Source organism: Nostocoides sp. (genome assembly GCF_037045025.1).
Lineage (GTDB): Bacteria > Actinomycetota > Actinomycetes > Actinomycetales > Dermatophilaceae > Nostocoides_A.
Window position 1 is genome coordinate 490,022 of the sequence record NZ_JBAOHM010000007.1, and the last position, 22,437, is coordinate 512,458.

Annotated in this window: 22 protein-coding genes; 6 read left to right on the forward strand and 16 right to left on the reverse strand. The window is 69.1% G+C overall.

The window, feature by feature from the left end:
* Positions 1-23: 23 nt before the first annotated feature.
* The 3 genes from V9G19_RS07020 to V9G19_RS07030 form a co-directional block, all read right to left on the reverse strand.
* Positions 24-224 (reverse strand): TolB-like translocation protein, encoded by a 201-nt coding sequence (locus V9G19_RS07020; RefSeq protein WP_462284756.1) that lies wholly within the window; start codon positions 222-224, stop codon positions 24-26.
* A gap of 221 nt (positions 225-445) precedes the next feature.
* A complete protein-coding gene (locus V9G19_RS07025; protein WP_462284757.1) occupies positions 446-955 on the reverse strand; it encodes a TolB family protein in 510 nt (169 codons plus the stop codon).
* Between the two features lie 77 nt (positions 956-1,032).
* Positions 1,033-2,148, reverse strand: a complete 1,116-nt coding sequence (locus V9G19_RS07030; protein WP_462284758.1) for a site-2 protease family protein — start codon at positions 2,146-2,148, stop codon at positions 1,033-1,035.
* Positions 2,149-2,394: 246 nt separating this feature from the next.
* Here V9G19_RS07030 and metH point away from each other — a divergent pair, with 246 nt between their 5' ends.
* Positions 2,395-6,117 carry a methionine synthase gene (gene metH / locus V9G19_RS07035; protein ID WP_462284759.1) on the forward strand — a complete coding sequence of 1,241 codons (3,723 nt, stop codon included), beginning with the start codon at positions 2,395-2,397 and terminating at the stop codon, positions 6,115-6,117.
* A 38-nt stretch (positions 6,118-6,155) separates the two neighbouring features.
* Here the strand turns inward: metH and V9G19_RS07040 are convergent, their stop codons facing one another.
* Complete coding sequence (locus V9G19_RS07040) at positions 6,156-6,836, reverse strand: HAD family hydrolase (protein ID WP_462284760.1); 681 nt, start codon at positions 6,834-6,836, stop codon at positions 6,156-6,158.
* Positions 6,837-6,894: 58 nt separating this feature from the next.
* Between V9G19_RS07040 and V9G19_RS07045 the strand changes: the two genes are divergently transcribed.
* Complete coding sequence (locus V9G19_RS07045; protein ID WP_462284761.1) at positions 6,895-7,749, forward strand: PAC2 family protein; 855 nt, start codon at positions 6,895-6,897, stop codon at positions 7,747-7,749.
* A gap of 119 nt (positions 7,750-7,868) precedes the next feature.
* On the opposite strand, the gene V9G19_RS07050 is transcribed toward V9G19_RS07045, so the two are convergent.
* The 6 genes from V9G19_RS07050 to V9G19_RS07075 all read right to left on the reverse strand — a co-directional run bounded on the left by V9G19_RS07050 (position 7,869) and on the right by V9G19_RS07075 (position 12,211).
* Positions 7,869-8,033: a hypothetical protein gene (locus tag V9G19_RS07050; protein ID WP_462284762.1), complete on the reverse strand. Its 165-nt coding sequence runs from the start codon at positions 8,031-8,033 to the stop codon at positions 7,869-7,871.
* Between the two features lie 36 nt (positions 8,034-8,069).
* Complete coding sequence (locus tag V9G19_RS07055) at positions 8,070-8,540, reverse strand: TolB family protein (RefSeq protein WP_462284763.1); 471 nt, start codon at positions 8,538-8,540, stop codon at positions 8,070-8,072.
* A 301-nt stretch (positions 8,541-8,841) separates the two neighbouring features.
* Positions 8,842-10,089 carry a cysteine--1-D-myo-inosityl 2-amino-2-deoxy-alpha-D-glucopyranoside ligase gene (mshC, locus tag V9G19_RS07060; protein WP_462284764.1) on the reverse strand — a complete coding sequence of 416 codons (1,248 nt, stop codon included), beginning with the start codon at positions 10,087-10,089 and terminating at the stop codon, positions 8,842-8,844.
* 79 nt (positions 10,090-10,168) lie between these two features.
* Complete coding sequence (locus V9G19_RS07065) at positions 10,169-10,921, reverse strand: SCO1664 family protein (protein WP_462284765.1); 753 nt, start codon at positions 10,919-10,921, stop codon at positions 10,169-10,171.
* Between the two features lie 29 nt (positions 10,922-10,950).
* On the reverse strand, positions 10,951-11,487 hold the full coding sequence (locus tag V9G19_RS07070; RefSeq protein WP_462284766.1) for a DUF3090 domain-containing protein: 537 nt from the start codon (positions 11,485-11,487) through the stop codon (positions 10,951-10,953).
* 25 nt (positions 11,488-11,512) lie between these two features.
* On the reverse strand, positions 11,513-12,211 hold the full coding sequence (locus V9G19_RS07075) for an MSMEG_4193 family putative phosphomutase (RefSeq protein ID WP_462284767.1): 699 nt from the start codon (positions 12,209-12,211) through the stop codon (positions 11,513-11,515).
* A gap of 53 nt (positions 12,212-12,264) precedes the next feature.
* Between V9G19_RS07075 and corA the strand changes: the two genes are divergently transcribed.
* Positions 12,265-13,251 carry a magnesium/cobalt transporter CorA gene (gene corA, locus V9G19_RS07080; RefSeq protein WP_462284768.1) on the forward strand — a complete coding sequence of 329 codons (987 nt, stop codon included), beginning with the start codon at positions 12,265-12,267 and terminating at the stop codon, positions 13,249-13,251.
* A 78-nt stretch (positions 13,252-13,329) separates the two neighbouring features.
* On the opposite strand, the gene V9G19_RS07085 is transcribed toward corA, so the two are convergent.
* The 3 genes from V9G19_RS07085 to V9G19_RS07095 form a co-directional block, all read right to left on the reverse strand.
* Positions 13,330-14,181, reverse strand: coding sequence for an undecaprenyl-diphosphate phosphatase (locus V9G19_RS07085; protein ID WP_462284769.1), 852 nt, complete (start codon positions 14,179-14,181; stop codon positions 13,330-13,332).
* 134 nt (positions 14,182-14,315) lie between these two features.
* Positions 14,316-14,771, reverse strand: coding sequence for a hypothetical protein (locus V9G19_RS07090; protein ID WP_462284770.1), 456 nt, complete (start codon positions 14,769-14,771; stop codon positions 14,316-14,318).
* A gap of 102 nt (positions 14,772-14,873) precedes the next feature.
* Positions 14,874-16,190: a M20/M25/M40 family metallo-hydrolase gene (locus tag V9G19_RS07095; protein WP_462284771.1), complete on the reverse strand. Its 1,317-nt coding sequence runs from the start codon at positions 16,188-16,190 to the stop codon at positions 14,874-14,876.
* Positions 16,191-16,243: 53 nt separating this feature from the next.
* Here V9G19_RS07095 and speB point away from each other — a divergent pair, with 53 nt between their 5' ends.
* Positions 16,244-17,257, forward strand: a complete 1,014-nt coding sequence (speB, locus tag V9G19_RS07100) for an agmatinase (protein WP_462284772.1) — start codon at positions 16,244-16,246, stop codon at positions 17,255-17,257.
* A gap of 62 nt (positions 17,258-17,319) precedes the next feature.
* Here speB and V9G19_RS07105 read toward each other — a convergent pair whose 3' ends face one another.
* Both V9G19_RS07105 and V9G19_RS07110 read right to left on the reverse strand, forming a co-directional pair.
* Entirely contained in the window at positions 17,320-17,793 is a 474-nt protein-coding gene (locus tag V9G19_RS07105; protein ID WP_462284773.1) for a hypothetical protein, read from the reverse strand.
* A 79-nt stretch (positions 17,794-17,872) separates the two neighbouring features.
* Positions 17,873-18,964: an ATP-dependent DNA ligase gene (locus V9G19_RS07110; protein ID WP_462284774.1), complete on the reverse strand. Its 1,092-nt coding sequence runs from the start codon at positions 18,962-18,964 to the stop codon at positions 17,873-17,875.
* Between the two features lie 129 nt (positions 18,965-19,093).
* Here V9G19_RS07110 and V9G19_RS07115 point away from each other — a divergent pair, with 129 nt between their 5' ends.
* Positions 19,094-19,330, forward strand: a complete 237-nt coding sequence (locus V9G19_RS07115) for a FitA-like ribbon-helix-helix domain-containing protein (RefSeq protein ID WP_462284775.1) — start codon at positions 19,094-19,096, stop codon at positions 19,328-19,330.
* The gene (locus V9G19_RS07120; RefSeq protein ID WP_462284776.1) at positions 19,327-19,725 is read left to right on the forward strand and encodes a type II toxin-antitoxin system VapC family toxin; all 399 of its coding nucleotides are present in this window, start codon (positions 19,327-19,329) and stop codon (positions 19,723-19,725) included. The genes V9G19_RS07115 and V9G19_RS07120 overlap by 4 nt, the downstream gene beginning before the upstream one ends.
* Positions 19,726-19,743: 18 nt before the next feature.
* On the opposite strand, the gene V9G19_RS07125 is transcribed toward V9G19_RS07120, so the two are convergent.
* Positions 19,744-22,431 carry a DEAD/DEAH box helicase gene (locus tag V9G19_RS07125; protein WP_462284777.1) on the reverse strand — a complete coding sequence of 896 codons (2,688 nt, stop codon included), beginning with the start codon at positions 22,429-22,431 and terminating at the stop codon, positions 19,744-19,746.
* Between the last annotated feature and the right edge of the window lie 6 nt (positions 22,432-22,437).

Consider the following 22,437-nt stretch of genomic DNA (forward strand, 5'->3'; position numbering starts at 1 on the left):
CAGCCTAGCCGCCAGGCAAAGTCTCACCGCGCGCCTCGCCAAGACAGCGGCGAGGCATTCGGCACGATCAGCCGCTTGCCCGACCCATCCAGCCGCCTGATCACGACGCCGCTCACGTCGTCCTCCTCCTCCCAGGAGGCGATCAGGTCTCCCGCGGGTGACCAGACGCCGTGCGCGCTTTCGACCAGGTTCGGTGTGATCTTGGTCGCCGCGCCGGTGTCCATTCGGATGATCGTCATGCCCTTAAGCGGGTGCATCGGGTTCCAGGTAGCCACCCGCGTGCCGGCCCGATTGACGGAAACGGACACGTCTGCAGGAACCGATCTGCCCAGGCTTCCGTCTGGGGCGACCATCTGAAGGGTCGTGTATTGGTCACCCCGACGCTCACACCGACGAACTGTGGCGATGCGGTTCCTGACCGGCGACCAACGTGGATGGGCCCAACTCAACGGGCTGCAGTGCGGCCGTCCCACAGCGGAACGGATCGTTCGCTGAGCTGCCCCGGGGCCGGTGCCATGGCCATCAGGTCGGGGCTCCAGTTGCTGCTTGCGGACAATTTGACGAAGGCGATCTCGGAGCCGTCCGGCGACCAGGTCGGATAGTCCTCAATGGCGTTGGCCGTCGAGGTCACCCGGACCACGCCGGTGCCGTCGGCGTTCATGACGAACAGGTCGACATTGTCGCTCCCGGTCTCGTCGTAGTCCGGGAAGGCCGCGAAAACGATGCGACTCCCGTCTGGCGAGAACTCCGCGGTGGTAAAGGGATCGGCGTCGTGGGTGATCTGACGCGAATTCCCGCCGGCGGCGTCCACGAGGAAGAGTTCGCCCCCGTGGGTTATGAGCAAGTCGCCGTTGATGACCTCTCGGTGATCCGTTGGATCGGCTGCTGCCCCGGTGCCGGCCAGGGCGAGCAGCAGCGTCGCGGTGAGCATTGTGACGATGCGGTTCTTCTTCACGATGGCCCTCCATCAACCTCAAGGACACCCTCACCCGATCATCCAGACCTTGGGACGATACGGACCTCGTTGTTGGGTCAGCGGGACTGAAGGCGCTCGTTGACGCGGGCGGCGGTGAGCACGCCGAGGAGGCGACCGTCGAGGTAGAGCGCGAGGATGCCGGACGGGATATCGGCAAACGAGCCGACCGCGCTCGTCAGCGGCGCATCGGGGTCGACGTCGACGACCCACGCGGGCGGCTGCGGCACGGTCACCGCCGCGACCGGCGTCTGCCGTGCCTGCTCGGGCGGCACCGCCGCGAGCGCCTGGGCGTCGATCAGCCCGACGGGACGCCCGGTGGCGTCGACGATGACGGGAGGCAGCCCGGTGGGCAGGTCGGCGATGCTCGTCTGCTGGGGGACGGCGACGACCGGGGTGAGGACGTCGACCACCCGCACTCCCTCGATCCGCTGGGTGACCTTGCCCCAGCCGATCGCCGAGCGGGCGCCTTGGAAGAGGAAGAACGCGATCAGCAGGCCCCATCCGGAATAGCCGAGATCGAGCCGCTCCCCGGCGGCCAGCGGGCGAGCGATGAACCACCACAGCACGATTGCGGCGATGCCCAGCCCGGCATACCCGGCGACCATGCGTCCCCGCGCCCGGCTGCCGGTGACCCGCCAGACGAGCGCCTCGACGATCTGGCCGCCGTCCAGCGGCAGGCCGGGCAGGATGTTGAACAGGGCGAGCATGCCGTTGAGGTATCCGAAGGCGTGGACCAGCCCGCGGGGGACGCCACTGTCCATACCGGCGGCGACGGCGAAGCCGATGGCGCAGAGCACGGCATTGGACGCGGGCCCGACCGCGGCGACGATCGCGCTCGCGCCGGGGCGCGCCTTGCTGACGTCGAGGGCGGTGTGCCCGCCCCACACGTCGGCGACGACGCGGTGGACGGGGAAGCCGAAGGCGCGGGCGGCGACCGCGTGCGCCGCCTCATGGACCAGGACCGCGACCAGCAGGATCACGGCATACAGCGCCCCGATGCCGTATGCCGCCGCCGTCCCCAGGTCGGGGCGGCTGGCGTTGACCTGCGGGCCGATCAGCACGATGATCACCGCCGCCAGGATCAGCCAGGTGGTGCCGAGATAGACCGGCACGCCGGCGATCGTCGCCAGGCGGATGCCCGCGCGGCGATGCGGATCCGGCGCGCTGCTCATGGCGAGGAACCTATCCCACCGCCCGGACAGCTCCGTGGTTGGCGCCCCCAGGGCCGGCCGGGTCCCGAGGACGATCATGCGATGAGCGTGGGTAGTCTCGTGTTTCAAAGTGTCACCCTTCCGCTCGAGGCTCATTGGCGTGGGGACGGATACGGCAAGGTTACTCGTGCGGGCCCCGACTGTCCTGCCGAGCGATCGGAAGCTCCTGCGCTGGTGGATCACGGCTACTCGTCGCCGTCCCGGATAATGTCCCGCATGCCTGTTCGCCCGGACGCCACCGAGACCCTGACCACGCTGTTGCGGCAGCGGCTGCTCGTCCTCGACGGCGCGATGGGTACCATGATTCAGCGCCACCGGCTCGGCGAGGCCGACTACCGCGGCGAGCGGTTCGCCGACTGGTCCAGCGACCTGGTCGGAAACAACGACCTGCTCTCGCTCACCCAGCCGCAGCTCATCCGGGCCATCCACGACGACTACCTCGCCGCCGGGGCCAACCTGATCTCGACCAACACCTTCAACGGCCAGCGGATCTCGCTCGCCGACTACGGGATGCAGGAGCTGGCCCACGAACTCAATGTCGCGGCCGCGACCCTAGCCCGCGAGGCCGTCGACGCAGCGCTCGCCGCCGACCCGGGCATTGCGCGGTTCGTCGTCGGTTCGCTCGGGCCGACCAACAAGACCGCCTCGGTCTCTCCCGACGTCACCGACCCCGGGGCGCGCAATATCACGTATGCCGAACTGGTCGCCGCCTATCGCGAGCAGGCCGAGGGCCTGATCGCGGGCGGCGCCGACGTCCTTGCCGTCGAGACGATCTTCGACACGCTCAACGCCAAAGCGGCGATCTTCGCCCTCGAGTCCCTCTTCGAGGACCACGGCCGGCGCTGGCCGGTGATCATCTCCGGGACGATCACCGACGCCTCCGGGCGCACCCTCGCGGGCCAGACCGCGCAGGCGTTCTGGCACTCGGTGCGGCACGCACGCCCGATCGCGGTCGGCTTCAACTGCGCGCTCGGTGCCGCGCAAATGCGCCCGTTTATCGCCGAAGTCGCCGCCGTCGCAGACACGTTCGTCTCCTGCTATCCGAATGCCGGACTACCCAACGCTTTTGGCGAGTATGACGAGACCGCCGCTGAAACCGCCGCGGCCGTGGGCGAATTCGCGCGGTCCGGGCTGGTGAACCTGGTCGGCGGCTGTTGTGGCACGACCCCCGAGCACATCGCCGCGATCGCCGCGGCGGTCGAGAGGCTGGCACCCCGGCAGGTTCCGACGGCTCCCCCCGCGATGCGCCTGTCCGGCCTGGAGCCGCTGAGCATCACCGCGGACAGCCTGTTCGTCAACGTCGGCGAGCGGACCAATTTCACCGGTTCCGCGCGCTTCCGCAAGCTGATCCAGGCCGAGGACTATCCCGCGGCGCTGTCGGTCGCCCGCCAGCAGGTCGAGGCCGGCGCGCAGGTCATCGACGTCAACATGGACGAGGGCATGATCGACGGCGTCGCCGCGATGGATCGCTTCCTCAAACTCATTGCCTCCGAGCCGGATATCTCCACGGTCCCGCTGATGATCGACTCCTCCAAGTGGGAGGTCATCGAGGCCGGCCTGCAGGTGGTGCAGGGCAAGCCGATCGTCAACTCGATCTCGATGAAGGAGGGGGTCGGGCCGTTCGTCGAGCAGGCCCGGCTGTGCCGCAAATACGGCGCGGCGGTTGTTGTCATGGCGTTCGACGAGCACGGCCAGGCCGACACGCTGCAGCGGCGCACCGAGATCAGCCGGCGGGCATACGACATCCTGACCGGCGAGGTCGGCTTCCCGGCCGAGGACATCATCATCGATCCCAACATCTTCGCGGTGGCGACCGGGATCGAGGAGCACGCGGCATACGGGAGCGATTTCATCGAGGCGACCCGGTGGATCAAGGGGCACCTGCCCGGCGTGCTCGTCTCCGGCGGCGTGTCAAATGTGTCGTTCAGCTTCCGCGGCAACAACCCGGTCCGCGAGGCGATCCATGCGGTGTTCTTGTTCCACTCGATCAAGGCCGGCATGGACATGGGCATCGTCAACGCCGGCCAGCTCGTCGTCTATGACCAGATCGACCCGGAGCTGCGCGAGCGGATCGAGGACGTCATCCTCAACCGGCGCCCCGATGCGGCCGACCGGCTGTTGGAGATCGCCGAACGCTTCAACATCGCCGCCGGCGAGGACGAGGCGGGCGCACCGGAGTGGCGCAATCTCCCTGTCGGGGAACGGATCACGCATGCGCTCGTCAAGGGGATCGACGATTTTGTCGTCGATGACACCGAGGAGCTGCGCCGGGAGATTGCCGGCCGCGGCGGGCGCCCGCTGGAGGTCATCGAGGGTCCGTTGATGGACGGCATGAACGTCGTCGGCGACCTTTTTGGCGCCGGGAAGATGTTCCTGCCGCAGGTGGTGAAATCGGCGCGCGTGATGAAGAAGGCGGTCGCCCACCTGGTGCCCTTCATCGAGGCGGAGAAACAGCCCGGCGACGCCGAGCGCACCAAGGGCACGCTGGTCACCGCGACCGTGAAGGGCGATGTCCACGACATCGGCAAGAACATCGTCGGCGTTGTGCTGCAATGCAACAACTACGAGGTGCACGACCTCGGCGTGATGGTGCCCGCGCAAAAGATCCTCGACACCGCCCGCGAGATCGGCGCCGATGCGATCGGCCTGTCCGGCCTGATCACGCCGTCGCTCGATGAGATGGTCAATGTCGCAGCCGAGATGGAGCGGCAGGGGTTCGAGATCCCGCTGCTGATCGGTGGGGCGACGACGTCCAAGGCACACACGGCGGTCAAGGTCGACGAGCGCTACCACGGTCCGGTGATTTGGGTCAAGGACGCCTCTCGCTCGGTTCCCGTTGTCGCGCAGCTGCTTTCCGACGAACATCGGCCGGCGCTGATGGCCGGGGTCGCGCAGGACTACGACGCGATCCGCGCCCGGCACGCCGCCAAGTCCACTGAGCGCCCGCTGCTCTCGTATGCCGCGGCCCGGGCCGCCGCCCCCGCCCTCGCCTTCACCGAGGAGACGGTGACCCAGCCGAAGCAGCCCGGGATCCATCACTTCCTCGACTACGACCTGGCCGAGCTGCGTGAGTGCATCGACTGGACTCCGTTCTTTGCCGCTTGGGAGATGCGCGGCCGCTTCCCCGACATCCTCAATCATCCGGCCTCGGCCGACGCGGCGCGCAAGCTCTATGACGACGCCCAGACCATGCTCGACCGGATCATCGCTGAAAAGTGGTTGACGGCCAATGGTATTGCCGGGATCTTTCCGGCCGTCCGGGACGGCGACGACACGATCGTTTTTGCCGACGAGTCCCGCACCCGCGAGCGGCTGCGGCTGCATCACCTGCGCCAGCAGGGCCAGCACCGCGAGGGCGTGCCCAACCGGTCCAACGCCGACTTCGTCGCCCGCCCCGAGGACGCCATCCCCGACTGGGTCGGCGCCTTCGCCGTGACCGCCGGCCTCGGGGCCGCCGAGCGGGTGCAGGCGTTCAAGGCCGAGCACGACGACTATTCGGCGATCCTGCTGGAGTCGCTGGCCGACCGGCTGGCCGAAGCGTTCGCCGAGCGGCTGCACCAGCGGATGCGCACCGAATTCTGGGGCTACGCCCCGGAGGAGGACCTCGATAACGAGGCGTTGATCGCAGAGGCCTACCGCGGTGTCCGGCCTGCCCCGGGCTATCCGGCCTGCCCCGACCACACCGAGAAGCAGGCCATCTGGGAGCTGCTCGATGCCCACGCGGTCGCCGGCATCGAACTGACCGAGTCGATGGCGATGTGGCCCGGTGCGGCCGTCAGCGGCCTCTATTTCGCCCATCCGCAGGCGCAGTACTTCGTCGTCGGTCGCCTCGGCCGTGACCAGGTCGAGTTGTACGCCGCCCGCAAGGGCTGGGCGCTCGCCGAGGCCGAGCGTTGGCTCGGCCCCAACCTCGCCTATCACCCCGAGTGAGTCGTCACCCCGAGTGACCCGTCACCCCGAGTGACCCGTCACCCCGAGCGCGCGGCCAGGCCAGCCGTCAGCTGCCGGAGCTGGGCCGTGGTCAGACCGGCCAGGGTGTCGATCTGCACCGCGCCGGCGAGCGGCGGGATCGGCACGACGTGGGGGACGGCGATGGTCGGGATGCCGGCGGCGACGGCCGATGCGACCCCCTTGGCCGAGTCCTCGATCGCCACGCAGTCGCCGGGATCGACGCCGAGCGCCGCGGCGGCCGCAAGGTAGGGCTCGGGGTGGGGTTTGCCGTTCTCGACATGCTCGCCGGTGATGACGACCTCAAAGGGCGGGCCGGGCATCGCCGAAGTGACGGCGTCGGCCAGTCGGCGCCACGACATCGTCACCAGAGCGCACGGGATCCCGCCGGCGCGCAGGTCCGCGAGCAGGTCCAACGCGCCCGGGCGCCACGGGACGTGCTCGGTCACCTGGGCGACGACCCGGTCTAAGAGGGCGGCGACGACCTCCTCGGGCGAGAGCGAAACCGGCGAGTTGTCGATGATGAACTGCGCCGAGACCAGCAGCGGGTTGCCGACGAGCTGGTGGGCGAATTCCTCGCTCCAGTGGCCGCCGTGGTTGGCCACCAGCTCGTGCTCGGCGGCAATCCAGTAGGGCTCGGTGTCCACCAGCGTGCCGTCCATGTCCCACATGACCGCCGCCATCGGGTGGGACTTCGCCACCGGGTGAGTCTACGAGGAAGCCGGCCCCGGACACCGATAGCGGTCGTAGGGTGGTCGCATGATCGAACTCGAAGACCTGCCGGAGCTGCGCGACCCGGTGATGATCGTGGCCTTCGAGGGCTGGAACGACGCCGGTGAGGCCGCCAGCGACGCCGTGCACCACCTGGCCGTGGCCTGGAACGCGGTGCCGGTGGCGGCCTTGGACCCGGAGGACTACTACGACTTCCAGGTCAATCGCCCGCGCGCGGTGCTGGAAGACGGTCGTCGCCGCATCCAATGGCGCACGACCCGCATCCTGCTGGCCCGGCCGCGCGAACTCGGCCGGGACGTGCTGCTCGTCAGCGGCATCGAGCCGAGCTTCCGCTGGCGCGGCTTCATCGTCGAACTCATGGCGTATGCGCAGGACGCCGGCATCTCGACGGTGCTCAGCCTCGGCGCGCTGATGGCCGATATCGCGCACACCCGCCCGATCCCGGTGACGGCGACCTCCGAGGACGAGCAGACCCAGCACCGCTTCGATCTGGAGCACAGCAGCTACGAGGGGCCGACCGGAATCGTCGGCGTCCTAGCCGACGCGGCGACCCAGGCCGGCCTGACGACCATCTCGTGCTGGGCCGCCGTCCCGCACTATGCCGGCCACTCCCCCTCCCCCAAAGCGACGCTGGCGCTGCTGACCCGACTGGCGCAGATCCTCGGCCACCCGCTGCCCCTCGGCGATCTCGCCGACTCCGCCCGTGCCTGGGAGAGCGGCATCAACGAGCTGGCCGAGACCGACGAAGAAGTCGCCGAATACGTCGAAGCCCTCGAGCAGGCCCAGGACACGGCCGAGTTGCCCGAGGCCAGCGGCGATGCGATCGCCCGCGAATTCGAGCGCTACCTGCGACAGCAGCCCGACACCGAACCCGAGAGCTGACCTCGGCGACGCTACGTCACTGCTTCCACTGTGGAAGCAGTGACTCGTCTGTGCTTCCGCTGCGGAAGCAGTGACCAGTCTTGTGCTTCCGCCAGGGAAGCAGTGACGTAGCACCTCGACTAGAAGTTCCGCCAGCTCCGGGGGGCGATCTTGCGGGTGGCCGAGCCGGCCTTGATCATCCGGGTCCCGGTTCCGTCCGGACGCATCAGGCACAGATCGTCGTCGTAGTCGCCGTTCGCGTCATAGCGCGCGACCAGCATCGCGCCGTTCGGTGACCACACCATGTATGTGGGCGGGTCGGCCTCGCCGGGAGGTGGAATTCAACGACCTGGCCGGTCTTGATGTTCGTCTTGAATGACGTCGTGCCGGGCGTCGTAATCCCAGTCGTAGCCGGCCACCCAGGTGCCCGTGGGGATCGAACTCGGTCTCCCAGCCCGCGACCGAGATGTCCAGGTCGGCTCCGGTGGTTCCGAAATGACGTGGGCGTCGACGAAGGTGTGGTCGTAGTTCGATTCGTGGCCGATCGCGATCTTGTCGCCCCTGGGCGACCAGTCCGGCTGAATCCACAACTCGGAGTACGCGTCCGAGTTATGCGGGTTCTTGCGCAGGATCTTCACCGCGGCCCCGGGGGTGGCCCGCATGACGGCGATACCCCCGTTCTTGTAGTTGTTCACATCCACCCGCTGGAAGGCGATCCGTTCGCTGTCGGGTGCCCGTCCCCCCGTGGTGAGTTGGCGCAACGCGCTTCCGTCGGGCTTGATCGTGTAGAGGTTGCCGCTGATGGTAATCAAGATCCTCTCGGTCAGGGCGGCCTCGGAGCGCGCGGGCCCGAGGGCAGCGGCCGCGGACGCGGCCGGAGCGGCGGCCGCGGGCGGGGCAGCGACTGCAGAGACAGCCCCGACGTTGCCAGGACGCCGAGCGTGATGGCGGCAAGTGGTGCAGCTAGTTTGGACATTTCTCCTCCGATTGATCATGCGAGGTCCTCGTCGGCGAGGACAGCTCGACGCTACGAATCGGGCAGGAGATCCGCTGGTGAATGGAGAACTCGTCCCGTTTTTGTCCAGTGGCACCGGCCGGCGAAGGCCCCCATCGCTAGACGCGCACGCCGAGCAGGGCGTCGATGGTGCGCGCCAGCAGCCCGGGGGCGGCCGGGTCGCCCGGCTCGCCCCGCACGGCCTGCTCGACCCAGGCGTCGACGAGCCGCAGCGCATGCGGGGTGTCCAGCCCGTTGGCGAGCGTCTCGCGGATGGCCGCGATCACCGGCTCGGCGCTCGGCCCCTCGTTGACCGACAGCCCCTCGCGCCACCGCTCCAGCCGGGTCGTCGCCGCGGCCATCGCGTCCTCGGTGTAGTCCCACGGGGCGTCGTAGCGGTGGGCGAGCAGGAGCAGCCGGATCGCCATCGGGCTGACCCCGTCCGCGCGCAGCCGGGAGACGAGGACGAGGTTGCCCTTGGACTTGCTCATCTTGTGCCCGTGCAGCCCGACCATCTCCTGGTGGACGTATGCCGCGGCGAACTCCGCCCCCGCCGCCGTCGCCTGCGCGGCGCTCATCTCATGGTGTGGGAAGACCAGGTCGCTGCCGCCCCCCTGGATGTCGATCGGCAGGCCGAGCCGGTCGGCGGCAATCGCCGTGCATTCGATATGCCAGCCGGGGCGGCCGGGCGCCAGTCCGGCGGCGCTCCACGACGGTTCGCCCGGCCGCTCGGCCCGCCACAACAACGGGTCGAGCGGGTCACGCTTGCCCGGCCGGTTCGGGTCGCCGCCGCGCTCGACGATGACGGCGTCCATCTGCTCGCGCGACCACGAGCTGACCTCACCGAAGCCCGGCACCGAGGCGAGGTCGAGGTAGATATCCTCCCCGGCGCTGTCCTCGACGGGCAGGGCATAGGTCACCCCGTCGGTGACCAACCGCTGCACGGCAGCGGCGATCAGGTCGATCGACTCAACGACCCCGACGAGTTCGTCGGGCGGCAGCACCGCGAGCGCGGTCATGTCCTCGCGGAAGAGCGCGGTCTCGGCCTCGGCAAGATCGCGCCAGTCGACGCCGTCGCGGACGGCCCGCTGCAGCAGCGGCTCGTCGACGTCGGTGACATTCTGGACATAACGCACCCGCAGGCCGGCATCCCGCAGCACTCGACCGATGACGTCGAACGTGACATAGGTGGCGGCATGACCGAGGTGGGTGGCGTCATACGGCGTGATCCCGCAGACATAGATCGAGACCTGCCCGTCGTGCCCGGTGACCGGCACCGGCTCTGCGCCGGCGACGGTGTCGTGAATGGACAGGCTCTGCCCGCGACCGGGGATCGCGGGAATGACGACGGTGGGCCAGGTCTGCACCCGGCAAACTCTACGCAGCCGCAGAACGCGTCTGCAGCCCAGCTCAAATCGGCAGCCCCGCTCAGATCGGCAGCTCAGCTCAGATCGGTGGCCACGGGATCGCCGGCCATCCGCCCGACGGCTGCGGATGGCAGCGATCGTGCAGCAGGTCGGCCACTCGCCGTCGCAGCCCGGCGATCTCGGCGAGCGCGATCAGCTCGCCCAACTCGGCAACCAGCGGCCCATCGGGCGCCAAGGCACGCGCCACGCCGTGCAACCGGTCGACCTCAGCGTCGGGAAGCGGATCCCCGGCCCACCCCCACAGCACGGTGCGCAGCTTGTCCTCGACGTGGAAGGTCACGCCGTGGTCGACGGCATACAGCCGGCCCTCGTGCCGGAAGGCGTGCGCGCCCTTGCGGTCGGTGTTGTTCAGCACGACATCGAGCACAGCCAGCGCCCGCACGTCATCGGCATCCTCGTGGGCGAGCAGCACCGGCCGGTCCCGCTCGTCGCTCGCCCGCATCACCGGGATCAGCCCCCGGGCGGAGGAGCCGGCCCGGATGAGCCGCACGACCGAGGCGACCTGTCCGGGCTCGCCGATCCACTCCTGGACCATGCCCGGGCCGCGCGGACCGTCCCGCAGCACGGTGCGGGGGATGCATCCCCAGCCGCCGGCTTCGCTCAGCAGGTATGCCGCGCGCTCGCGGCCGGCGAGCGTGCCCTCGGGGAAGTCCCACAGCCAGCGTTCGCCGGAGATCGGCTTGTAGATAACGAGCGGGCCCGCGTCGGGGTCGTCCAGCCGGGCCAGGACCGTGGTGTTGGAGGCGCCGCGGATCTGCCCGATGACGTGCACCGGGGCGTGCGCGAGGTCCGTGGCGCCGATCAGCGTCGGTACCCGTTGGCTCGTGGGCAGATGTGACCCTCCGGGTCGAGGGGGCCGCCACAGAAGGGGCACGGCGGCCGGCCGGCCGAGATCAGCGCCTTGCACCGGCGGGCGAACTCCTGGGCCGCATCCGGGGCCAGCGTCACGCGCATGCCCTGCAGCTGCGCCGGCAAGCCGGCGGCGCGGATCTTGGCCTGCTCCTCCTCGTCCGCACCGGGGTCGCGGTCGTGGCATTCCAAGACGACGACGTGGCGGGCGTCGTCCCAGGCCAGCGACATGCTGGCGATCCGGAAGTCGTCCTCGAACGGGGTGTCCAGGGGGCCGTTGTCGGCGGCGGCCGGGGTGGCCGGGACCTGGGCGGTGGCCTCGAGCAGATCCTTGATCCGGTCGGCGACCACGTCGACATGGACCTTCTCCAAGGAAGCCGTCGTCCGTTGGGCACCGCGGGTGGCCTGCAAGAAGAACGTGCGCTGCCCGGGCGGCCCAACCGTGCCGGCGACGAACCGGTCCGGCGGGTCGTAGTCGACAAGGGTCATGGAGCGACCCTAACCCGCCGCCCGGTCACCGGCCGCCGCCGACCTGGCCATCCCCTGCCGGTGTCGGGTCCGGCGGCGGCGCGAGCAACTCGGTCAGGTCGTGGCCGGTGCCATTGACGCGCAGCAGCATCGGGCGGCCCGGGCCGATCCGCAGCACCGACACCGACGCGGTCGCGACGTGGATCCGCTGGAACTGGTCGAGGTGGCTGCCGAGGGCGTCCGCGATGATCGCCTTGACGACGTCACCGTGACTGACTGCGGCCCAGATCGCGTGCGGGCCGTGCTCGTCGGCGACCAGGTGGTCATGCCGGCACACGGCAGCAACGGCGCGGGCGGACATCTCGGCGAGGGACTCGCCGGGATGGTCCGGGCCGTCGGGGAAGCGGGCCCGCGATGGCGTGGCCTGAATCGTCGGCCACAGCGGTTCCTTGACGAGTTCGGCAATCGGGCGGCCCGTCCAGGCACCATAGCGGCACTCCCCCAGGTCCTCCTCGATCACCGGCTCCAGGCCCCAGGCGGCGGCGAGCGGCGCCGCGGTTTCGCGGGCCCGTTGCAGCGGGCTGGCGACCAGCCGTCGCACGGGGAGCCCGCCGAGCAACTCGGCCAGGGCACTGACCTGGCCCTGCCCGGTCTCGTCCAGGCCCACGCCGGGGGTCCAGCCGGCGAGCACGGCGCCGGTGTTGGCGGCGGTGCGGCCGTGGCGGATCAGCAGGAGGAGCGGCATACGGCCAAAGCCTAGGCGCCGAAGTGATGCGCCGAGTCGGGCCGCATGGTTGGGTGTCCCTTGTGATCGTCGATCAGGCTAAATACATCCACGGCGAGCGGATGCCGTGCGGGGACCTGAGCGACGAACTCGCATCCCTGCGACTGGAGCCGGACGAGCCGTCCTTCCTGTGGATCGGGTTGAAGGACCCAGCCTGGGAGGAGTTCAAACTGGTGCAGGACGAGCTCGGGCTGCACCAACTGGCGGTGGAGGATGTGTTCAGCGACTCCCAGCGCGCCAAGATCGAGCGTTATCACGGCAATGTTTTCGCCGTGCTCAAGACGCTGCGGTATGTCGATGCCACCTCCGACATCGAGACCGGCCAGGTCATGGTCTTCCTCGGCGACCGCTTCCTGGTCACGGTCCGCCAGGGCGAACTCAACGAGCTGACCGGGGTCCGGCAGCGGCTAGAAAGGCACCCCGAGACGCTGCGCCTAGGCTCGGTGGCCGCCTTCCACGCCGTGATCGACTCGGTCGTCGACAACTACATGCGCATCGACGAGGAGTTGCAGGTCGACCTCGAGGCCATCGAGTCCGGGGTTTTCGCCGGGGCCAGGGATGTGCACTCCGAGCGGATCTATCTGCTCAAACGCGAGGTGCTGGAATTCAAGCGTGCGGCCGAGCCGCTGCGGGTTTCGCTGGCGATGATGACCGGCCCGAGCAGCCCGGTCACCAGCACTGAGGCCAAGCTGCTGCTGCGCGATGTCGCCGACCACCTCGCCCGCGTCATCGACCACATCGAGTCGTATGAACGCCTGCTCACCGATGTCCTCAACGCCCATCTCGCCCGGGTCGGGGTGCGGCAGAACGAGGACATGCGCAAGATCTCGGCGTGGGTGGCGATCGCCGCGGTCCCCACCATGATGGCTGGCGTCTATGGCATGAACTTCGACAACATGCCCGAGTTACGGTGGAAGTACGGCTACTTCGCGCTGCTCGCGGTCATGATCACCGTCTGCGTGGTGCTCTATCGCGCCTTCCGCAAGTCCGGCTGGCTCTGATCACATTTGCGCTCATTCCTCCCCCGCTCGGCGGGTCCGCTGGCGCGGCCCCATCTCACGGCATCGTCATGAGCGCGGTCAGGTGGCGGCGAGCCAGCCGAGGCCCAGTGCGGCGGCCAGCGCCAGGCCGGCGACGACCCGGTAGCTGACGAAGCTCATCAGGGAGTTGGTCGCGACGAACTTCAACAGCCACGCGATCGAGGCGTAGGCGACGACGAAGGCGACCACGATGCCGACGATCATCTGGCCGATGCCCAGGCTGGCCAAGCCGTGGCGTTCCTCGACGGCCTGGAAGACTCCGGCCGCGGTGAGCGCGGGGATGGCCATGAAGAAGCTCAGCTCGGTCGCGGTGACCCGGTCGATGCCGCGCAGCAGCCCGGCCGAGATCGTCGCGCCGGAGCGAGAGACGCCCGGGATCAGCGAGAAGCATTGCGCCAGACCGATAAGCACGCCGTCACGCAGGCTGACCTGACCCTCGCCACGCTGGTCGCCGACGGCCGCGAGGGCGTCGTGCCGGCGCTCGGCCCACACCATGACGGCACTCCACAACACCAGCGCTCCGGCGACCACCCACAGATTGCGCAGCGGGCCGGCGATCAGGTCCCGGCCGAGGAAGCCGGCCACGCCCACAGGCAGCGACCCGACGATGACCGCCCACGCCAGGGTGTAATCGTGCCCGCGCCGCTCGGCATCGAACAGCCCCCGCACCCAGGCGAGAAAAAGCCGGCCGATCTTGCGGGCGAAGAAGATGAAGGTGGCCACGATCGCGCCGAACTGGATGATGATCGTGTAGGCCGTCACGACCGGGTCGTCGACCTGCGACCCAAGGATCTTCTCGGCGACCGTCAGGTGGCCGGTGGAGGAGACGGGGAGGAACTCGGTGAGTCCCTCGACGACACCGAGCACGACGGCGTCGAAGTAGCTGAGCACGGGAATCCTCGGGGGGTCGGGTCAGGGCCGGAAATGGCCCCGCGCAGGCTGCCACGCCAGGCTGAACGTTGCCTGAGCGAGCGCCGATGGACGCGCTAGTTTAACCCGCGACGACCTCACCGGCCGTCACCGGCTCAGCTCGGGTGCGCCGCGGGCTCGTCGTCGGTCGCCGGGTCGTCATCGTCCTCGGACTCGTCATCGTCATCGTCCGACTCGTCGTCGGAGTTATCCTCGTCGGCGCCCTCATCGTCATCCGAGTCGTCATCGTCGTCCGAGTCGTCCTCGTCATCGGGGTCGTCATCGAGGTCATCCTCGTCAAACTCCTCCTCGTCGAGCCCGAGGTAGCGACCGTCCTCCGCATCGTCGTCATCGTCGCCGACCTCGTCATCGGTCTCGGAGTACACGTCGAGCGGGGTCATCTCGCCATACGCCTCGAGCAGGGCCTCGTCATAGACCTCGAACGCGTCGGCCAGATCGTCGTATGCCGCAACGACACTCGGGTCGTCTTCACCGCGCCGCTGGGCGCACGCCTCCAGGTGGCGCTCGAAGGCGGTCACGAGGGCGGCGAGGGCAACGCGCGGTTCGGCCATGCTCCCACCGTAGCGCCAATGCCGAGGTCGGCCACCATCGATTCGGGCCTGCGGATGTTACGAACCCGACCTGGGGTCACCACGACGCATCGAGGGTGGGTCCTAGCAGGTGGCGATCAGCCGGCCGAGGACACGGGATCCGAAACGCAGCGATTCGACCGGCACCCGCTCGTCGATCCCGTGGAACATCGGGGCGAACTCCAGGCCCTTGGGCAGTTGCAGCGGCGCGAACCCATAGCCGGTGATGCCGAGCCGGTTGAGGGCCTTGTTGTCCGTCCCCCCGGACAGGCAGTAGGGCAGCACCTCGGCGCCGGGGTCTTCGGCCCGGATGGCGGCGATCATCGCCTGGACCAGGCCGCCGTGGAAGGGGGAGTCCAAGGAGATGTCCTCATGGAGGATCTCGACGTCGACGTGGTCGCCGGCCAACTCCCGCAGCGTCTTGAGCATGGTCTCGTCGTGGCCGGGCAGGAAACGGGCATCCACGGCGGCAACCGCGTCCTGCGGGATCACGTTGTGCTTGTAGCCCGCCTCCAGCATCGTCGGGTTCGCGGTGTCGCGCAGCGTGGCGGTGACGAAGGCGGCGGCCGGGCCGAGCTGGGCGAGCAGCTCGTCCAGGCGGCGCGCGGCATACGAGATGCCGGTAAGGCGGGAGAGGCCGTCCAAGAGTTCCTGCACCGACGGGATGAACTCCTGCGGCCACTCGTGGGCGTCGATCCGGGCGATCGCCTGGGCGAGCCGGACGATCGGGTTCTCGTCGTTGGGAACCGAGCCATGCCCGGCGCGGCCGTGGGCGATCAGGCGCAGCCAGAGGATGCCCTTCTCGGCGGTCTGCAGCAGATAGGCGCGGCGGTCCTGCCCGTCGGCGCCGGTGAGCGTGACGCTGTAGCCCCCGACCTCGCTGATCGCCTCACTGACCCCCGCGAAGATCTCCGGGTGGTTGGCCACGACCCAACCCGAGCCATAGACCCCGCCGGCCTCCTCGTCGGCGAAGAAGCCGATGACCAGATCGCGGGGCGGCACCAGGCCTGCGCGCGCGAGCTGGCGCACGCTGGCGAGGATCATCGCGTCCATGCCCTTCATGTCGACAGCCCCGCGGCCCCAGATCAGTCCGTCGCGCTCCTCCCCGGCAAAGGGGTCGACCTGCCAGTCAGCGGCCCGGGCCGGCACGACGTCGAGATGGCCGTGGATGCACAGGCCAGGCCGGGTGCGGTCGGCCCCGGGGATGCGGACAAAGACGCTCGTCCGCCCGGGTTGCGATTCGAGCACGATCGGGGTGAGCCCGACCTCCTCCAGCAGGCCGACGACATAGTCGGCGGCGGCCCGCTCCCCCGGTCCGGATCCGTCCCCATAGTTGCTGGTGTCGATCCGGATCAGCTCCTGGCAGATCCGGGCGACCTCGTCCTCGGCAGCGATCGGCATACGGATCACTGTAGGCACCCGCGCGGACTCGCGCGGTCTGGCACGATCACGGCATGGCTCGGTATGGCGCTCAATTCGGTCCAGACATCACCTTCCTCGGGGTGGAGCGCTGCGATTGGGCCGAGCCCGCCTCGTATGCCGACGCCGACGTCGTCATCCTCGGCGCGCCCTTCGACGGGGGCACCTCCCACCGGTCCGGGACCCGCTTTGGGCCGCAGTACATTCGCCAGACGTGCTACCTCCCGCACGACGGCTCCCGGCCCTCGCTGGCGCTGCGGGTCGACGGGCTGCAGGATCTCCGCGTGTATGACGCCGGCGACGTCGAGATGTTCTCCGGGGACGCCGAGCGCTCGGTGCGCGACCTGCAGGCTGCGGTGTATGCCGTAGCCCGCGGCGGCGCGATCCCGCTCGTCCTCGGCGGCGACCACACAATCGCCTGGCCCGACGCCGCCGGCGTGGCCCAGCATCTCGGGCAGGGCCGGGTCTCGATGATCCACTTCGACGCCCACGCCGACACCGGCGATATCGAGTTCGGCTCGTTGATCGGGCACGGGCAGCCGATGCGCCGGCTCATCGAGTCCGGCGCCTTGCGCGGTGACCGGTTCCTGCAGGTCGGGTTGCGCGGCTACTGGCCGGGCCCGGAGACGCTGGACTGGATGGCGGCGCAGGGGATGCGGTCCTTCGAGATGACCGAGATCGTCGCCCGCGGCCTGGACGAGTGCCTGACCGAGGCCTTCGCGATCGCCACCGACGAGTGCGACGGCGTCTTCCTCTCGGTCGACATCGATGTCTGCGACCCGGGGCACGCACCCGGAACGGGAACTCCCGAGCCGGGTGGGCTGTCGGCGCGCCAACTGCTCGACGCGGTGCGGCGGATCGCCTACGAGCTTCCGGTCGCGGGGGTGGACATCGTGGAGGTCTCACCCCCATACGATCACGCCGAGATCACCTCGTTCCTGGCTAACCGGGTTGCGCTGGAGGCGCTTTCCGGGATCGCACGGCGACGCAAGGACGCCCTCGACGGCACCCGGTGGGACCCGCGCCAGCCGTTGCTCGACGGGCGCTGACAGCGCGCGCGGGCGGCCCGCTCGCGAGGAGATGGATCGTCGAGCGGGACCGATCGGCGCGCTTAGCCGGTGCAGACCTTGGTCATCGCGTTGGTGTACTTCTCCAGCGTCGCGGTGTAGTCGTTGGACAGGTCGACCGCCTCGGTCGTGTCCTTGCCGATCAGCTTCTTGGCCGCCTCCTCGACCGCGGCGTATTCGTCGCGCAACTCCTCGGGCAGCTTGTCCGCCGTCCCGGACGCAAACGTCTTGTCGAAGTCGGCCTGGTCGAAGTTCCCGGAGAGGGCATCGAGTCCGACCCCGGCGATCGCCAGGCCGGTGGTCGCGGCCTCGCTGCACGCCTCCAGATTGCCGATCAGGCCGCCGCCCGAGGACGAGGACGAGGAGGTCTCCGACGCCGCGCTCGGGGTCGACGATGACGGCGCGGCCGCACTGGTGCTCGGTGACGTCGTGGTCGGGTCCGAGTCGCCGCCACCACATCCGGCGACGAGCAGGCCAGCCGACGCCGCGGCAGTCAAGGCGGCAGTGCGGTAACGCATGTGGGATCTCTCCTTGAGGTCAGTCCGGAACCCGGAATCGGCTCCGGGGACGAGGTCCTAGCCTACGGCGTGTGGGTCTTCAGCCCGCGCGGAGGATCTCGGCCAGGTCGTAGCCCGCGACCTCCTCGAGCTGGTCATAACCGCACGAGCGCGGATCCCGGTCCGGACGCCAGCGCTTGAACTGCGCGGTATGCCGGAACCGGCGCCCCTCCATGTGGTCGTAGCCGACCTCGAGCACCCGCTCGGGCCGCAGCGGGACGAAGGAGAGGTCCTTGCCTTGGCTCCACCGGCTCTGCGTGCCGGGCATCCGGTCCGGGTTGGCGATCGCCCACGCGGCCCAGTCGCCCCAGGGATGGTTCTCGCACCCGTCTTCGAGCGGCTTGAGTTCGTGCAGCAGGCTGACCCGGCGCGCCTGGGTGAAGGACGCGCTGACGCCGATGTGCTGCAGCTGGCCGTCGGCGTCATACAGGCCGAGCAGGAGCGAGCCGAGCAACGGGGTGGCCGGTGTGGAGTTCTTGTGCAGCCGGTAGCCGGCGAGGACGACGTCCGCGGTGCGCTCGTGCTTGATCTTGAACATCGTCCGCTGGTTTGGCGTGTATGCGGCGCCCAGCGGCTTGGCGATGACCCCGTCAAGTCCGGCGCCCTCGAAGGTCTCGAACCACGACTGCGCGACAACGGGATCGGTGGTCGTCCGGGTCACGTGGACGATCTCACTGGGGGTCATCGGCATGGTGGTGAGCCGCTCGCGCCGCACCGAGAACGGCTCGCCCATCAGGTTGGCGTCGCCGATCGCGAGCAGGTCGAAGGCGACATACTGCGCCGGGGTCTGCTCGCTCAACATCGTGATCCGCGAGGCGGCCGGATGGATGCGCTCCTGCAACACTTCGAACTCCAGCCGGTCCCCGACCGCGACGAAGATCTCGCCATCGAGAACGCACTTGTCCGGCAACGCCGTTCGCAGCGCAGCCACGACCTCGGGGAAGTAGCGGGTCAGCGGCTTGGTGTTGCGCGAGGTCAGCTCGACCTCGTCGCCGTCCTTGAAGACCAGGCACCGGAAGCCGTCCCACTTCGGCTCGAAAGACAGCCCGGGCGCGTGCTTGGCCGGGTCGGGAATGCCCTTGACCGACTTGGCCAGCATCGGCTGCACGGGCGGCATGACGGGCAGGTCCATCCGCTCACCCTAAGTCCCGCAGCGTCGTTGCTTCGCCGGACCGGTGGCGGGTCTCGGCCGTCGGGTCGGTTGCCGGACGTCGCCAGTGCCGTGCCGCCACTTTGCTGGCACTGCTGCTATAATAGCAGCATGAGTGTTGCCGTCACCGTTCGTGATGTTCCCGACGAGGTCAGAGACGAGTTGGCGGCACGAGCCGCGCGCGCTGGCATGTCCCTGCAGGAGTATCTGCGAGCACTGCTGGTGGACAACGCATCTCGCCCAACCGTTGGTGACGTTATTGCCCGTGCTCGATCGCGTGTCGACGCCACCGGGGTGCGCGTGGATGCCGAGTCCATCCTGGCTGCCCGCGACGCGGATCGACGGTGAGGTCGCGTGCGGTTTGTGACGCCTCGGCCGTGGCGGCCCTGCTGTTGGATGCAGGCCGCGACGGACGCTGGGTGACCGACGTCCTTCACGATGTGGAACTCGCTGCGCCGGCCTTGTTCCCGTTCGAGACGGCCAACATCGTCCGTCGCCTCGAACTTGCCGGATCCATCACCTCGGACCAAGCCGCTCAAGCCCATGCCGATCTGCTCGATCTGACCGTCGAACTGTGGCCGTATGGCCTCCTCGCTAGGAGGGCGTGGCAGTTGCGCCGAAACCTGACCGCGTATGACGCCAGCTACGTGGCTCTGGCTGAGGACCTGGAGATCCCTCTGGTGACGCTTGATCGCAAGATCGGGGGTGCACCAGGGCTGCGCTGCGAGGTGCTCTCGCCATAAGCGGTGTCGCGGGAGCCGTCAGTGCGTCGGCCGGGCAGGACCGAACGATTCGGTGAGCAGGACGGGCTCGCCGGCATCGTCGGTGGCCACCAGATCGAGCCGGGCGGTCAGCCGCCAGTCGCGGTCGCCTTCCGGGTCGTCGAGAATCTGGGTGACCACCCACTCCCCCGGTTCTTCACGGACCGAGAACAGGCTCGGGCCGCGCGCTTCCGGGCCGGTGCCGATATCGGCATACTCCGCGAAGTAGTCCTCTCCCGCCGCGCGCCAGTCCGCCTCGGACAGCCCGGCGTCGAGGGCGGCCAGCGCGGCATACGCCTCGCGGGCAAGCAGCTCAACCCGGCGGAAGATGCTCTGGCGCACCATCACCCGCAGGGCTCGGGGGTTGGCGCTGAGCGCGCGGGTCTCACCGGGCCGCACCTCGGCCACCTCGGCGCCGGGGTGGGCGAGCGACTCCCACTCGTCGAGCAGACTGGAGTCGGTCTGACGGACCAACTCGCCGAGCCACTCGATCACCTCCTCCAGTTCCTCGGTGCGCAGTGAGAGCGGAACCGTCTGGCGCAGCGCGCGATAGGCGTCCGAGAGGTAGCGCAGCACGACACCTTCGGCGCGGGCGAGCTGATAGCGGGTGATGAATTCGGCGAAGGTCGAGCCCAGCTCATACATCTCGCGGACGACCGCTTTGGGTGATAGGTCAACGGCATAGACCCATGGGTGGCTTTGCCGATAGATGGCAAAGGCGTCGGTCAGCAACTCCTCCAGCGGTTTTGGCCAGCTGACGTCCTCGAGCAGTTCCATCCGCTCGTCGTATTCCAGGCCGTCGGCCTTCATTTCGGCGACCGCGGCGCCGCGCGCGGCGAACTGTTGGGCGAGCAGCACCGGCCGCGGGTCCTCCAACGTGGCCTCGATGACGCTGACGACGTCGAGGGCGTATGCCGCGTCATGCTGGTCGAGCAACTCCAGGGCCGCGAGGGCGAAGGCGGACAGCGGCTGGTTGAGGGCGAAGCCCTCCTGCAAGTCCTCGACGACCTGGTATGCCGCGGCCAGCGTTCCGGCGACGTCCAACGGATGGGTGTCGGTCACCTCGGTTAGTTCCGGAGTTGCCGCACCCTCGGCTTCGGCACGCTCGGTCACCTCGTGCTCGGCTCGGCGCTGCTCGACCGGCTCGTCGGGAACGGCCTCGGGCTCGGGGAGCGGGACGCTCACGGTGTAGCCGGTCGCCCCCGGCACGGGCTCGATGATGTCGGCGTGCTCGAGCGAGGCGATGATCTGCGCGGCGCGGACCACGAGACGAGGTCGTGCGGACTCCTCTTCGTGGTTGTCCTCCAACAGGATCCGCATCGCTTCGCCTTGACCGTCGAGGTTGTCGAGGACGTTGAGGATCATCGCGTGGGTGACCCGCATCCGGGAGCGCAGCGGCTCCGGGGGCGCGGCCACGAGCCGGTCATAGGTCGCCTCGGTGAAGCTGAGGGCACCCTCGGGCGGCCCCTTGCGCACCACCTTGCGACGCTTCTTGGGATCGTCGCCCGCCTTGAGCAGCGCGCGGTGGTTCTCGATGACGTGCTCGGGTGCCTGGACGACGACGAAACCTTCGGTGTCGTAGCCGGCCCGCCCGGCGCGGCCGGCGATCTGGTGGAACTCCCGGGCGCGCAGCACCCGCTGACGCCGGCCGTCGTACTTGGTCAGCGACGTGAGCAGGACCGAGCGGATCGGCACATTGATGCCCACGCCGAGAGTGTCTGTGCCACAGACGACTTTGAGCAGTCCGGCCTGCGCGAGCGTCTCGACCAGGCGCCGGTATTTCGGCAGCATGCCGGCGTGGTGGACGCCGATGCCGTGCAGCACCAGGCGTTTGAGCGCCGCTCCGAATCCCTTGCCGAAGCGGAAGCCGCCGACCAGCCGTTTGATCGCGTCCTTGTCGGCCGCGCTGGAGACGTTGACGCTCATCAACGCCAGCGCCCGCTCGACCGCGGCCTGCTGGGTGAAGTGGACGACATAGACGGGCGCCTTGCCCTCGCGCAACAGGTCCTCGATCGTCTCGTGGATCGGCGTCATCACCCAGGAGAAGTCGAGCGGCACCGGCCGTTCGGCGTTGGTGACCGCGACCGTCTCCCGTCCGGCGCGCCGGGACAGGTCCTCCTCGAAGAAGCGCGTGTCGCCCAAGGTCGCCGACATCAGCAGGACCTGCGTGCTCGGCATGAGTAGCAGCGGAACCTGCCAGGCCCAGCCGCGGTCGGGCTCGGCATAGAAGTGGAACTCGTCCATGACGACCAGGCCGATTCCGGTCTGATCCCGTTCCCGCAGCGCTTGATTGGCGAGCACCTCGGCCGTTGCGCAGATGATCGGGGCATCCGGGTTGACGGCGGCGTCACCGGTGAGCATGCCGACATTGGCCGGGCCAAAGATCTCGATCAGCGCAAAGAACTTCTCCGACACCAGGGCCTTGATCGGCGCGGTATACCAACTGCGTTCGCCAGCGGCATACGACATGGCGTGCGCGGCGACCGCGACCAAGGACTTGCCCGAACCGGTGGGCGTCGCCAGGACGACATTGGCGCCGGTCAGCAGCGCCAGGACGGCTTCCTCCTGCGCGGGGTAGAGCGTCAGGCCGAGCCCGGTGGTCCACTGCTCGACCGCGCCGAGCACGTCCTCGGGATCGGGTCGCTCGCCGAGATCGTCGAGGGCGGCGGCGAGGGTCACACGAGCCATTCTCCC